Raw genomic sequence first — 12,898 nt, forward strand, 5'->3', positions numbered from 1 at the left:
CTCAGGAAACGCTCAGGAGAATCAGTCCGAATCCGACGAGCGTAATCACCACCCCAGACCCCTTCATCACGCGAATTCGATCGTCCCGGGAGACGCCGGCCGAGGCCGCGGCGCCGACCCCGCGTTCGGCCTGTGCGTCGATCATCCGCGGTGCCATCCGGATCCCGGCGACGCCGCTTACCACCAGCACCGCGCCGACGACGGCGAGCACGTTCATCGATCCTCCGCCTCCGTTCGGAGTGGTTTTCCGGTTGCCGCGGGTCTCGAGGAGCGAGGGTTTCGTCGAGCGAACATACGTGTCTCGACGGGGCACCTCGAGGAGCAAAGGCGCCCCGATATCGAGTGTCGTTCGTCGAACGTACGACCGGCGCCGTGGGTGGTCGGACAGCCGAGTGACGAATCGGCCGGCCGAATGGGCGCCGAATCGAGCGCCGCGAACGGTGGACGGCCGGGCAAAAAAGCGGGACCCCTAAATACACGGAGACGAACCCTCCTCTAGAGACACGTGTCATCGCCGCCGTTCCCTCGTCCGATCGAGACGCGCTCACGGTTCGCCGGGTTGCTGGCAGCGACCGCCGTCGGCGTCTACCTCCTGGTGATCGTCGGCGCGACCACGTCGCTGACGAACGCCGTCACCGCGTGCACGTCCTGGCCGGTGTGTGCCCCGCCTACCGACCCGCTGAGCCAGACCGAACTTGCGATTGCGTGGGGCCATCGCATCGCCGCCGTTTTCGTCGGCCTCCTGCTGATCGGCACGACCCTCGTGGCCGCGATCGGCGACGCCACCCGGCGCGTCCGGTGCGCCCTGTACGCCGCCGTCGCCCTGTACCCGATCCAGGTCGCCGTCGGCGCACTCACGGCGACGATGGGACCGCAGGCGCTGATCCCCGGATTACACCTCACCATCGGCGTCGCCATCTTCGCGTTCGTCGTCCTCGCGCTCGCGTGGGACCTCGAGGTCACCACCGGCTCGAACGACGACCGGATGGAGCCGCCGGAACCGATCGACACCGGCGACGCCCCGCCCCGACAGCTTCCCGACGGCGGACTCGCCAGAGCCCGGCTCACCGCCTACGCCTACTTCAAGATGATGAAGCCGCGGCTCATGTGGCTGCTGTGTCTGGTCGCCGCCGCCGGCATGGCGCTGGCCGCGGGGCCGGACCTCGAGGCCTCGACCATCGTCGCGACCCTCGGCGGCGGCGTCCTTGCCATCGGCGCCTCGGGGACGTTCAACCACGTCCTCGAGCGCGACATCGATAAGCAGATGTCCAGGACGGCTGACCGCCCGCTGGCGACCGACCTGATTCCGGTCCGGAACGCCCTGCTGTTCGGGTTGTTCCTCACAGCTGCGTCGATGACGGTCTTCCTGTCGATCAACGCGCTGGCGGCCGCCCTCGGCCTCGTAGCCATCCTCTTTTACAGCGTCGTCTACACGCTGTTGCTCAAGCCGAACACCGTCCAGAACACGGTCATCGGCGGGTTCGCCGGCGCGCTTCCGGCGCTCATTGGCTGGGCGGCCGTCACCAACGAGATCGGCGTCCCCGCCCTGGCGCTGGCGGGCCTGATCTTCCTCTGGACGCCCGCGCACTTCTACAACCTCGCGCTGGCCTACCAGGACGACTACGCCCGCGGCGGCTTCCCGATGATGCCCGTCGTCCGGGGCGAAACCGTCACGCGAAAGCACATCCTGTATTACATCGGGGCGACGCTCGTCGGCGCGGTCGCGCTCGTCTGGCTCACGAACCTCGGCGCGCTCTACTCCGTCACCGTCGTGTGCTTTGGCGGCCTCTTCCTCTGGTTCGCCGTCGACCTCCACTTCGAGCAGACCGAACGGGCCGCGTTCCGCGCGTTCCACGCCTCGAACGCGTTCCTCGGGGCCGTCCTCGTGGCGATTCTGGTCGACGCGCTCGTCGTCGTCGGTGCGTGATCCCAGAGCGGGTAACCAGCCGTTATCGATTCCGACACGCTCGAGTCGACTGTCCACGCCGACCCTTCCGGTTTCGTGGCACCTCGAGTCGCCGATAATCCTGGATTAGTCGTCCAGACAGTCGATCGTCGACTCGGGTGGCAGTCACAGCCGGCAGCGCGGAGCCTCGAGGCCGCGAACCAGCGGCTCGAACGGTCGACCGCCTTTTAGGGCGCCCTGGTTGGAGCCGACTCGAGGATAAACATGAGCGACTCATCACGCGGTTCGACGGATGCGACAGTCGACGACCGAACGACGCGAACGGCGCGAGGGAACGCGAGCGGCCAGAAGTGGCTCAGCGGATTCGTCTCGCTGATCGGCCTCTGGATCGCGGTCTCGCCGTTCGTCTACGGGACGGCGGAGACGGCCATCTGGAACAACGCGCTCGTGGGCGCGTCGATCTTCCTGCTCGCCGGCTACAACTACTACCGGATCCAGTCGGCTCACCCCTCGAGTACGCCCGCGATGGCACTCGTGACGATCCTGGGATTGTGGGTACTGCTCTCGCCGTTCGTGCTCGCGTACGGGACCGACGCCAGTGGCGCCTACTGGAGCACCATCGTCTCGGGTGCCCTGACGGCGCTGCTCGCCGGCTACGTCGCCTACGCCGGGAGCCGCACGCCGACCGCGGCCGGAGTGGACGCGGCCGAAGATGCCCGGTGACGGTGGCTATCAGCCGAGATAGTCGAGGTGCTCGCTGACAGTGTCTGCCGGCCGAGACGGCCGAGGCGCCTCGAGAATGTGACCGGCCGGGTCGAACGCGATCCGACACCACCCTCGGACCCAACTCTACCTGACCTCGGGCAGCACCGTCTCCGCGTAGAACTCGATCGCGCGCTCCTCCTCGTCGCCGATCTGGTGGACGTAGACGTGGTCGAACCCGGCGTCGACCGCCTCCTCGAGCGAATCGACGTGCGCGTTGGGGTCGGGATCGGTCACCGTCGACCCCTCCGCGATGTCCTCCTTCTCGACCATCTGGGTCGCCTGCTCGAAGTGGGCCGGGCTCGGAAGCGCCTGGCTCAGCTCGCCCGGGAGCGCGCCGTTCGGCCACATTTCGTACACCGTGTCGATCGCCTCCTCCTCGCTGTCGGCGTAGCAGACGTCGAGCTGGGTGTAGGTCGGTCCGTCCCCGCCGGCGTCCTCGTAGGCCTCGATGACCTCCTCCTGTGGGCCGACGGTCCAGAGGCCATCACCTTCCGCGGCGGCCATCCTGGCAGTTTTCGGACCGAACGCCGAGACGACGACGTCGGGGTCCTCGTCGGGCACGGTGTAGAGCCTCGCGTCCTCGACGGTGAAGTGCTCCCCGTGGAAACTGATCGGCTCGCCCGTCCAGAGTTCGCGCATGACGTGGATGGCCTCGTCGAGCATCTCGAGGCGAACCGAGTGCTCGGGCCAGCGCTCGCCGACGACGTGTTCGTTCAGGTTCTCGCCGGTTCCGACCCCGAAGGTGAACCGGCCGTCGGCCAGCTCCTGGACCGTCGCGACGGCCTGGGCGACGTTAACCGGGTGGATGCGGACGATGGGGCAGGTGACGCCGACACCAATCTCGATCTCCTCGGTTTCCCGGGCGATCGCGCCGAGGGTGCTCCAGACGAACGGGGACTCGCCCTGGGCGCTGATCCAGGGGTGAAAGTGATCCGAGATGGAGACGAAGTCGAAGCCGGCCTCCTCGGCAGCGACCGCGAGGTCGACGAGTCGGTCAGGGCCCTGTTCCTCGCTCGAGAGCGTGTACCCGAACTGGGTCATGTCCGTTCGTTTCACGGGCCACGGGAGTAGTCGCTACACTTGCATACGCCACTCGCCGGCGGTGGTCGTCTCGAGGCTCACCAGGATCGGGCAGCCGATTCGCACGCGTTCGGCAATCCGGAGCGGATCTGGCCCGCAATGTGACTCGCGATAGTGTCGGAACTCGTTCGCGCGAGCGTCACGCCATGGGACGTGGAAATTGAGGACGCTTTGGGACGTGAAAACTGGAGAACGTTGCTCGAGGGCGGGCTACCCCTACCCCTACCCCGAGACGCCGCCGAAGGAGAGTCCACTCTCGATGTAGCGCTGGGCGAACATGTAGACGAACACGATGGGCGAGGCGTACACCAGTGCGAACGCCGAGAACCGCCCCCACGGTACTGTGTAGGTGTCGACCAGGCTGAACAGCCCGACGGGGAGCGTGTAGTTCTCGGGACGCAACACCAGCTGGGCGACGATGAACTCCATCCACCCGGTGAGGAAGATGAAGATGAAGATCGTCGCCAGCCCCGGCTTCGCCAGCGGCAGGACGATCTCCCAGGCGACGCGGAACGGGGAGGCCCCGTCCATGATCGCCGCCTCCTCGTAGGAGACCGGAATCGAGTCCATGTACGTCTTCAATAGCCAGGTGTTGAACGGTACGGCCATCGCCGCGTAGTAGACCGCCAACACGAGTTTGTTGTTGGTGAGCCCGGTGCTCGAGAAGATTGTGTACAGAGCGATCAGCGCCGCGATGCCGAGGCCGCCGCCGATCTGGGTGAACAGAATGTAGCCGTAGAGCAGCTTCATCCGGCCGGCGAACTCCCGGCGAGAGAACGCGTAGGCGGCCGGGACGATGAGTGACATGGCGATCACGACGGTGGCGACGCCGATGAACAGGCTGTTCCAGAAGTACCTGGGGAAGTCAGACGTCGTGTCGACGTAGTTGCTCGCGTCGAGGAAGACGATGCGCGGCCACTCGAAGTAGTACACGACGTCGGTAAAGGGAACGGCGATCCGGACGATTGCGCCGGGAATGTACAGGTCGCCAACGACCCAGACGAACGCCTCCGGGCTGAATTCCTTGGGGATCAGACCCGCGCTGTCGGTGGAGTAAAGCGTGGCCCCGTCTCCCTGCAGGGCGATCATGAGTACCCAGTAGATGGGGATCAACAGCACGAAGACGAACGCGAGCGTCGCGAGCGTCGAGACGGCGGGGATCAACACGTCCCGCGGCGAGATCGTTCCCCGCTTGACTCCCTCGATCGTGTACTCCACGTCGGCCCGGAATTCGGCCGGCTTGTCGATTGCCGTGCGTACGTCGCGTGCGAGTTTTCGGCGAATACTTTCGAGCATCGTCATGGTTAGTTCACCCCCTCTGCCAGCTGCCCCTTCCAGACCGCGGCGAGCATGAAGATGCCGATGAAGACGACGGCGGTCATCATGATCGCGGCCCCGGCCCCGTAGGCGTCGAACGTGAACGCTTCCCGGTAGCCGTACAGGATGATGAGTTCGTTCGCTCGACCCGGTCCGCCCCGGTTGAACACGTAGGGGATCAGGAACTGGGTGAACGACGCCGCAGCGGTCAGGATTGCCGCGAACATTACGGGTCGTTTGATCGACGGCACGGTTACGTTCAGGAATCGGTGAATGAAGCCAGCGCCGTCGACCTTCGCGGCGTCGATCAGGTCGTCCGGGACGGCCTGGAGCGCGCTCACGGTGATGATCACCATGAAGGGGTACGCCAGCCACATCTCGGTCAGCAGGTAGGTCCCGAACGCGAGCCATCGGTCGTTGAACCACGATTTCGGCGCCATGCCGAAGACGGCAATCGCCTGGTTCGCCAGGCCGAACCGAGCCGAGCTGAACACCCCCCTCCAGATGGTGATCGTGAATATCGGTGGCAGGGCCCACGGGATGATGATGATCGACCGGAGATACCGCTTTCCGCGGACGCGGTCGCTCGTCACGAGCATCGCGAGGAAGATGCCGAAGGCCACCTTGAGCGTGACACTCAGCACGACGAACAGCCACGTGATTCCGAGCGAATTCCAGAAGGCGGGATCGGACAGAACCGACACGTAATTCTCCAGACCGACGAAGTTCTCCACCCCGCGCAGGCCGAAGAAGCCAGTTATTCCGCCGGGGCCGTCCTGGAAGACGGTCGCTGGTTCGGCGTCCGTAAAGGACAGGTAGATCGTAAACAGGAGCGGGAAGAACATGAACAGCGAGAAGAAAAACAGACCCGGCAAGACCAGGAACAACGCGCTGTTGTCACTGATCCACGCTCGCATTGACTCCGGTACTACCGCACGGTACCCGTCCCGTGAGCGCGCTCCGGCTGAAGAAAGGCTCATTGGTGGTCAGACGTTCAGTTCCAGGCGTCCTGAATTTGACTCTCGGCGTCGGCCATCGCATCCTCGACGGACTTGTTGCCGTTGAGAGCCTCGAACCACTCGGTCTCGAGCGGTTCCCAGACGGCCTGGAAGTCGGCGGCGGTCGGCATCGGGTTGCCCTGGTTCACGGCCGCGGAGAAGCCCTGCAAGTTGTCGGACAGTGCATCCGATTCTTCGCCGTCGTCCGCGAAGGCGTTGTGGACCGGGATGAACCCGTGTTTGTCCGCCTGTTCGGCGATCAGGCTCGTGTTGGTCGTGTACCACTCCGCGAACCCGATTGCCGAATCGGCTCGCTCCTGGTCTTCGTCCATCGCGGCGGCGAAGTAGAACAGCTGGACGCCCGTGAACGGGCTGGGCTCGTTGCCCTCGACCTCGGGCCACGGTGCGATACCGTAGTCGAGGTCGTTGTCCTCGAAGTTGCCGAGGTTCCACGGGCCAGTGATGAGGAACGGCGAGTTGCCCTCGATGAACACCGACTGCTGGGCCTCTCCGCCGGGATCGGCCGGCATGTAGTCCCAGACGTTATCGATGACGTACTGGAAGCCGGCGATGGTCTCGTCGTTCGTGAGGCCGAGTTCGCCCGACTCCTCGTCGTAGTAGTAGCCGCCGAAGCCGTGTGGGAACGCGCTGACGTGGTAAGCGTCCATCGGCCAGGTGAACCCGTAGGTGTTGTCCTCGGGAGCGTGGTACTCCTCGGCGATCTCGAGCACTTCATCGAACGTCTCGGGCGCCTCGTCGACGTACTCCTTGTTGTAGACGAGAGCGACGGTTTCGGCTGCGAATGGCAGGCCGAGGGTCGCGCCGTCGTAGCGCGCCGAGTTCGCGTTCTCCCCGAAGTACTCCTCGGGATCGATGTTGAGGTTGTCGCTCTGGTCGCTCAGGAAGCCGTTTTCGTAGTACTTCCCGACCCAGTCGTGGGCCCAGACGAACAGTTCGGGACCGTCGCCGGCGGGGATCGACGCCGTCGTCTGATCCTCGAGTTCCGACACCGCGTTCGGGCTGATCGTGATGTCGTAGCTGCCGTTGAACTCCTCGACGTACGAGGTGAAGGAGTCCTGTTCGCCTTCGCTGAGGTCGTGCCAGAGTTCTGCCTCGCCGGAGACGCCCTCGGGTTCGACGGTCGGCCAGTCTTCGTCCTCCTCGTAGTCTCCGTTGCCGTTCCCGTTGCCGTTTCCATTGCCATCCCCGTTGCCGTTTCCGTTCCCATCACCGTTGCCGCTGGGATCTTCGGTACTGATACATCCTGCCAGGGCACCTGCCGCCGAGGCACCCGCGAGGTACTTCACCAGCGTCCTCCTATCCATTGTCATGGTGAATACGTGATGAATTATAACTTCACCTATTTAGTCCTTTGGATGCGGATGCCAACCACACTCGTGGTCACGGTGCGTCCCGATTCGGTTGGAGGACCACGGTCGCTGTGTCGAGGTCCCAGACGTCCTCCCCGCCGCTGACGGCGACGACACGTATCGGTGACGCTGCATCGCCCCTCTCGAGCGAGAACCGCCCGTCCGTGACCGCTCTCGTCTCGACTCCTGCATCCGTCTGCGCGACGACGTAATCGCCGTCGGTGGTTCCCGACACCGTCTCGTTATCAGCCTCGAGTTCGAGCGTCGGGGTCGTCGACTCACTCGAGGTGCGACCACGACCTCGTTCGCGGAAGAAGTCCGCGACTATTTCGGGCGTTTCGATCGGATATCCGGCGTCGATCGAGTGAGCGAGCCGAACGTACTGGGCGCAACTCCACGCCAGGGGCGTCGCGGCCGCCGTTCCGCTGCCGAACGTCCAGCCGAAGTCGGTCGGGTCTTCGCTGTCCCAGACCTGTTCCGGGAGCATGCGGCCGCTGTTGGCGAAACTGGTCATCGTCTCCAGGAGGGCCGCCGGCTCGAGGTCGGCGTCGGTCTCGTCGGCGAGCAGTTCGTACTCTCCGCGCTCACCGGTGAAGATTGGCCACAGTCGCCCCTTGCCCGCGTGGGTGAGCGACCAGGGTGCGCCAGCGCCGTCCGGTCCGTCGGCGGTCTGTTCGCCGTAGCCGTCGCCGTTGTAGCGGTACCACGCGGGGCCGTGGGGCGTGTCGACGCGGATCGTCTCGTCGACGACGGCGAGCGAGTTGCGGACGACCTCGTCGTCCCAGGAGAGGATTCCCAGCCGAACGAGTTCGAGGAAGCCCGCGTCGACGATGTCGCGCTCGTCGAGCGTCGGGCCGCCGTTGGCGAGCGTCCGCTCGCTCGGCTCATCGGGCCGGCCGTCAACGCTCACGCGAACGTAGTAGGGCGTCGCGTGCTCGTCGGTGCCCGTCGTCGTGGCGCACCACTCTTCGACGCCGCGCGACCAGTCGTCGGCGACCGCGAGATAGCGGATGGCGTCCTCGTCGGCGCCCACGCGGTCGGCGAACCAGGCCGCACAGACGAGCCCCGCGATTTCGGCGGCGATCGTGCTCGGGGAGTAGCCCGCCTCTTCCTCCCAGCGCTCCTGTTCGCTGTCGGGCCCGCTTCGCAGGATATACTCCGCGATGGTCCGCACGTCCTCGTAGTCGTAGCTGGCCTGATCGAGCCCGTGGTCGTGACGGTTCGCGAGCTGGTAGGCCATCACGATCGGGAACGAAATGTTGTCCAGTTGCTCGCCACCCCATCGCGTGGTCCCCTCGAGGTAGGTGTTCTGCGGGAGGAAGCCGTCGTCCTCGAGCTGGTAGCGAAAGAGGTACGCCGTGGCGTCGATCGCGCTCTCGACGTCGCCCATCGCCTCGAAGGCGGTCGAGACCTGGTAGAGGTCGCGCGACCAGACGAAGTTGTAGCCGTAGTCCGCCGCTTCGGTGGCCTCGACGCCGGTTCCCCAGGGGACCGAGGGAGAGGCGAGACCCGCCCCGACGAACGTCTTGTCCTCGACGGCTTTGAGGGTCATCGCCGCGAAGTCGTACTGGACGCGCCGGTCCGGGTCGTCGACGACGCTCGCGGGGACGTCCAGGTCCGCGAGATACGACCGCCAGGAGGCGACGTAGTCCTCGCGAATCGTCTCGGAGCCGCGCTCGAGCGTTCGCCTCGTTTCCGCCCGTGCCGCGTCCACGTCCGCGTCGGTCGCGAATCCGAGCGCGACCTCGGTCTCGAGAGCAGAAACATCCGTCCCGACGCGAGCGCCGAGCGAGACGATTCCCTCGCCCGAAGCCGCGGCCCCGTCGTCCCCCTCGAGCGGTTCCGTCCCGTTCTCGCCGCCCTCGCGGACCGCCGCCCAGTCGAATCCGTCTGCGGCCTCGAGTGCCAACGCCACGCGGTAGGGTTCGCCATCCTGGTCGTGAATGACGGTCGAGCCACCCTCGGTGTCGTACGCGACGAGGCCGTGGTCGCCGGTCTCGCCCACGCGTTCGGCGCGGATGTGGACGCCTCGTGCGGATGGCGTCGGCTGGCCGACGACGTAGACATCGTACTCGGTGAGCGCGTCGGCCGCGTCGAAGGCGAGCGAACAGCACAGCGCCTCGCTCTCGGTATCGACGGCGGTTTCGACGGTCAGTGCCCAGTCGTGACCCGCCGCCGTCTCACGAAATTGGTGTTCGTAGACGAGCGCGTCGTCGGCCGTCGGCATCACGGTGCGCTCGAGCGAATCGGTCGTACGCTGGGTCGGTCGACTCGTTCGCGCTACGTAGCCGTCGCCGTCGGTGACGATGAACGACAGCGTTCGCAGGTTCATCACGTCCACGCGCGGGAATCGCGGTTCGGTGATCGCTCCCTCGGTCAGCGTACACCAGACGCGCGTTGGATCGTCGGTGTCGTAGTCGTGGGGCGTCTCGAGTCCGTAGGTTTCGCCGCTCGCCCAGCTCACGGCGGGAAATCGATTCGAGTCGTCGTGGGTCGAATTCGGTGTCGTCATGGGTATCTCAATGCTGACTGCTGCGTGCGTGTCGTCGAACGATGGACGACCTACCCGCGGGCGCTCTCGAGGACTGGTGAAGCGAGTCTCGACCGAAAGTGCCAGCAGCCGCTGGAATACGATACCGAATCTCACCCAGCCACGGATAAAAATACTACGAAATAGTGCATCATTCGTTTGAAATCGAGGAAAAGAATTATATGTGCGATTCACCCACACCTAGGAAATGGCGAGTCTGAGAGTCGAGAACCTCCGAAAGGAGTACGACCGCGGAGCAATTGTCGCCGTCGACGATCTGAGTCTCGAGGTCGAAGACGGCGAGTTCGTCACCGTCGTCGGGCCCTCGGGGTGTGGGAAGACGACGACGCTGCGCATGATCGCCGGCCTCGAGAAACCGACGAGCGGGTCGATCTCCCTCGGCGACGAGGAGGTCACGAGCCAGAGTGCCCGGGATCGAGACATCGCGATGGTGTTTCAGAACTATGCGCTGTATCCGCACAAGACGGTCTTCCAGAACATGGCCTTCGGCCTGCGGATGAGCACGGACCTGTCGAAAGCCGAGCGAGAGGAGAAAGTCCAGTGGGCGGCCGAGATGATGGACATCGAGGAACTCCTCGACCAGAAGCCCGACGAACTCTCCGGCGGCCAGAAACAGCGCGTCGCCCTCGGGCGAGCGATCGTCCGCGAACCCAAACTCTTCCTGTTCGACGAACCGCTCTCGAACCTCGACGCGAAGCTCCGGACCACGATGCGCGCCGAGATCCAGCGCCTCCAGGACGAACTCGGCATCACCTCCGTCTACGTCACCCACGACCAGGAGGAGGCGATGACCATGGGTGACAAGATCGTCATCCTCAACGACGGCGAACTCCAGCAAGTCGGCGCGCCGACCCACGTCTACGATAAACCCGCGAACGAATTCGTCGGCGGCTTCGTCGGGTCGCCGTCGATGAACTTCCTCGACCTCGTTGCCCGCACGTCCGGCAACTCGCTGGTCCTCACTGACGGCGAGGACTTCCGCTACTCGCTGTCGCCCGAGTACGCCGCCGATATCGACGTCGAGGACGGACAGCCGGTCACCCTCGGCATCCGCCCCGAGGACATCTACACGGCCGATCCCGGTTCGGACGGCATCCAGACGACGGTCGACGTCCTCGAGCCGATCGGGAGCGACAACTACCTCTACCTCGACGTCCACGACGACTTCATCGCTCGCGTCAACGCCGACGTCAAGCCCACCGTGGGCGAGACCATCGAGATCACGTTCGACGAATCGAAGATCCGACTCTTCGACCGGGACACTGGCGAGTCGTTGCTCCACCCCCAGCGACGTGAGCCGGCGGCTCCGGAAGCCTGAACGCGTTTTTTCTGGCCATTCGCCCGGTTGCTGCCGTGCGATCGAACGGTTCGCCTTCAGCGACGTCGATCAGAATCCGACCGGTCCGATGTCGACGTGCGTCTCGAGCAGCGACGCCGCTCGATCGTACGGCGACCCCTCGTCGTCGGCCTGGGAACGCGGCGGAAGCACGCTCGCCGACTCGAACACCGACGCGAGGAACGCTTCGCGGACGCAATCGTTCTCGAACAGGCCGTGCAGGTAGGTTCCGACCACCAGCCCCGAGGCACAGCTCTCCGGACCGAACGGCTGGGGGGCCGGTGCCGTGAGTGTGGTGCGCCCCATCCGGATCTCGTAACCGGTGACGGCTCCCGCGATGTCGAACGGTCCGTCGCCGCTTACCGACCGCGAGACGCGCTCGACGCGCTTCTCTGGTGAAAACCGCGTTTCGACCGGTAAGAGTCCGACCCCCTCGACGGTGTCGACGTCCCGCGTACTCTCGAGGGCGGCGTTCTCGAGGCGCTCGCCGAGCAGTTGATAGCCGCCACACAGGCCGACGATCGGCCCCTCGAAGGCCCGGAGGTGGTCGTCGAACCCGGCGTCGACGAGCGCCTGCAGATCGTCGACGGTGTTCTTCGTTCCCGGAACGATCACCGCATCGGCGTCGGTCAGATCTGCCTCGAGCGGCACGTACTCCACGCGAACGCCCGGCTCGCTACTCAGGGGCTCGAGGTCGGTAAAGTTCGAGATTCGGGGGAGCCGTGGGACCGCTATCGTGACCGATCGACCAGCGGGAACGTCGTCGCCGACGGGACGCGACTCGTTCGCGTTCAACTCGGGGACGGAGACGCTGTCCTCCGCGGGCAACCCGGGGTCGTCGTGGGGGACCACCCCGAGTATCGGCACGCCGGTCCGGGCTTCGAGTTCCTCGATGCCGGAGGTCAGGAGCGACGGGTCGCCCCGAAACTTGGTGATGATCGCACCAGCGACCCGTTCCCGGAGGTCGTCCGGGAGGAGCTCGAGCGTCCCGTACAGGCTGGCGAACGCGCCGCCGCGCTCGATGTCGACGGCAATCACGATGTCGGCGTCGGCGAACCGTGCGGTTTCGACGTTGGCCAGGTCCCGATCGTGGAGGTTGATTTCGGCGATGCTTCCGGCCCCTTCCGCGACGATTACGTCGTGATCCGCCGCGAGACGCTCGTGGGACTCCTCGGCGGCGCGTCGGGCGACCGACCAATGGTCGTCGTAGTACCCCCCGGCACTGACGTTCGCGACCGCCTCGCCGTGAACGATCAGCTGACTCTCACCGTCCCCTCTCGGTTTCAGCAGAACGGGGTTGACGTCGGTCGTCGGAACGACACGGGCCGCTCGCGACTGGACGTACTGGGAAACCCCAATCTCGCCCCACGTCCCGTCGGGCGCGAGTGCCACTCGAGCGTTGTTGCTCATGTTCTGGGCCTTGAACGGAGCCACGGAGACGCCCCGTCGAGCCAGGAGCCGGCAGAGTCCGGCCGCGAGCGTGCTCTTGCCGACGTGGCTCGCGGTGCCGGCGACGAGGACGGTTTCAGTCATCCGTGTTCGATCCCCTCGAGAACGGGGCAGCACGCACTCGTG

10 protein-coding genes are annotated in these 12,898 nt (G+C 65.4%); 3 read left to right on the forward strand and 7 right to left on the reverse strand.

The genetic code is table 11. The features are described from left to right. Position 1: 1 nt before the first annotated feature. Positions 2–217 carry a hypothetical protein gene (locus J1N60_RS18615; protein WP_312909443.1) on the reverse strand — a complete coding sequence of 72 codons (216 nt, stop codon included), beginning with the start codon at positions 215–217 and terminating at the stop codon, positions 2–4. A gap of 288 nt (positions 218–505) precedes the next feature. On the opposite strand from J1N60_RS18615, the gene J1N60_RS18620 reads away from it, so the two are divergent. Further along, positions 506–1,927, forward strand: coding sequence for a heme o synthase (locus tag J1N60_RS18620; protein ID WP_312909444.1), 1,422 nt, complete (start codon positions 506–508; stop codon positions 1,925–1,927). A 243-nt stretch (positions 1,928–2,170) separates the two neighbouring features. Further along, positions 2,171–2,629 carry an SPW repeat domain-containing protein gene (locus J1N60_RS18625; RefSeq protein ID WP_312909445.1) on the forward strand — a complete coding sequence of 153 codons (459 nt, stop codon included), beginning with the start codon at positions 2,171–2,173 and terminating at the stop codon, positions 2,627–2,629. Positions 2,630–2,755: 126 nt separating this feature from the next. On the opposite strand, the gene J1N60_RS18630 is transcribed toward J1N60_RS18625, so the two are convergent. The 5 genes from J1N60_RS18630 to J1N60_RS18650 all read right to left on the reverse strand — a co-directional run bounded on the left by J1N60_RS18630 (position 2,756) and on the right by J1N60_RS18650 (position 9,948). Further along, positions 2,756–3,712 carry a TIGR03557 family F420-dependent LLM class oxidoreductase gene (locus tag J1N60_RS18630; protein WP_312909446.1) on the reverse strand — a complete coding sequence of 319 codons (957 nt, stop codon included), beginning with the start codon at positions 3,710–3,712 and terminating at the stop codon, positions 2,756–2,758. 261 nt (positions 3,713–3,973) lie between these two features. After that, entirely contained in the window at positions 3,974–5,053 is a 1,080-nt protein-coding gene (locus J1N60_RS18635) for a sugar ABC transporter permease (protein ID WP_312909447.1), read from the reverse strand. A 2-nt stretch (positions 5,054–5,055) separates the two neighbouring features. Beyond that, a complete protein-coding gene (locus tag J1N60_RS18640) occupies positions 5,056–5,985 on the reverse strand; it encodes a carbohydrate ABC transporter permease (protein WP_312909448.1) in 930 nt (309 codons plus the stop codon). Positions 5,986–6,062: 77 nt separating this feature from the next. Beyond that, positions 6,063–7,391: an extracellular solute-binding protein gene (locus tag J1N60_RS18645; RefSeq protein WP_312909449.1), complete on the reverse strand. Its 1,329-nt coding sequence runs from the start codon at positions 7,389–7,391 to the stop codon at positions 6,063–6,065. A gap of 76 nt (positions 7,392–7,467) precedes the next feature. Next, positions 7,468–9,948 (reverse strand): glycoside hydrolase family 15 protein, encoded by a 2,481-nt coding sequence (locus tag J1N60_RS18650; RefSeq protein WP_312909450.1) that lies wholly within the window; start codon positions 9,946–9,948, stop codon positions 7,468–7,470. 226 nt (positions 9,949–10,174) lie between these two features. Here J1N60_RS18650 and J1N60_RS18655 point away from each other — a divergent pair, with 226 nt between their 5' ends. After that, positions 10,175–11,305, forward strand: a complete 1,131-nt coding sequence (locus J1N60_RS18655; protein WP_312909451.1) for an ABC transporter ATP-binding protein — start codon at positions 10,175–10,177, stop codon at positions 11,303–11,305. Positions 11,306–11,374: 69 nt separating this feature from the next. Here the strand turns inward: J1N60_RS18655 and J1N60_RS18660 are convergent, their stop codons facing one another. Then, positions 11,375–12,856 (reverse strand): cobyric acid synthase, encoded by a 1,482-nt coding sequence (locus J1N60_RS18660; protein WP_312909452.1) that lies wholly within the window; start codon positions 12,854–12,856, stop codon positions 11,375–11,377. Positions 12,857–12,898: the final 42 nt, after the last annotated feature.

It is taken from the genome of Natronosalvus caseinilyticus (genome assembly GCF_017357105.1).
Lineage (GTDB): Archaea > Halobacteriota > Halobacteria > Halobacteriales > Natrialbaceae > Natronosalvus > Natronosalvus caseinilyticus.

Bases quoted from the DNA above. Each gene is read 5' to 3' on its own strand.
- J1N60_RS18615 (WP_312909443.1), bottom strand. From the start codon at position 217: ATGAACGTGCTCGCCGTCGTCGGCGCGGTGCTGGTGGTAAGCGGCGTC.
- J1N60_RS18625 (WP_312909445.1), top strand. From the start codon at position 2,171: ATGAGCGACTCATCACGCGGTTCGACGGATGCGACAGTCGACGACCGA.
- J1N60_RS18630 (WP_312909446.1), bottom strand. From the start codon at position 3,712: ATGACCCAGTTCGGGTACACGCTCTCGAGCGAGGAACAGGGCCCTGAC.
- J1N60_RS18635 (WP_312909447.1), bottom strand. From the start codon at position 5,053: ATGACGATGCTCGAAAGTATTCGCCGAAAACTCGCACGCGACGTACGC.
- J1N60_RS18640 (WP_312909448.1), bottom strand. From the start codon at position 5,985: ATGCGAGCGTGGATCAGTGACAACAGCGCGTTGTTCCTGGTCTTGCCG.
- J1N60_RS18645 (WP_312909449.1), bottom strand. From the start codon at position 7,391: ATGGATAGGAGGACGCTGGTGAAGTACCTCGCGGGTGCCTCGGCGGCA.
- J1N60_RS18650 (WP_312909450.1), bottom strand. From the start codon at position 9,948: ATGACGACACCGAATTCGACCCACGACGACTCGAATCGATTTCCCGCC.
- J1N60_RS18655 (WP_312909451.1), top strand. From the start codon at position 10,175: ATGGCGAGTCTGAGAGTCGAGAACCTCCGAAAGGAGTACGACCGCGGA.
- J1N60_RS18660 (WP_312909452.1), bottom strand. From the start codon at position 12,856: ATGACTGAAACCGTCCTCGTCGCCGGCACCGCGAGCCACGTCGGCAAG.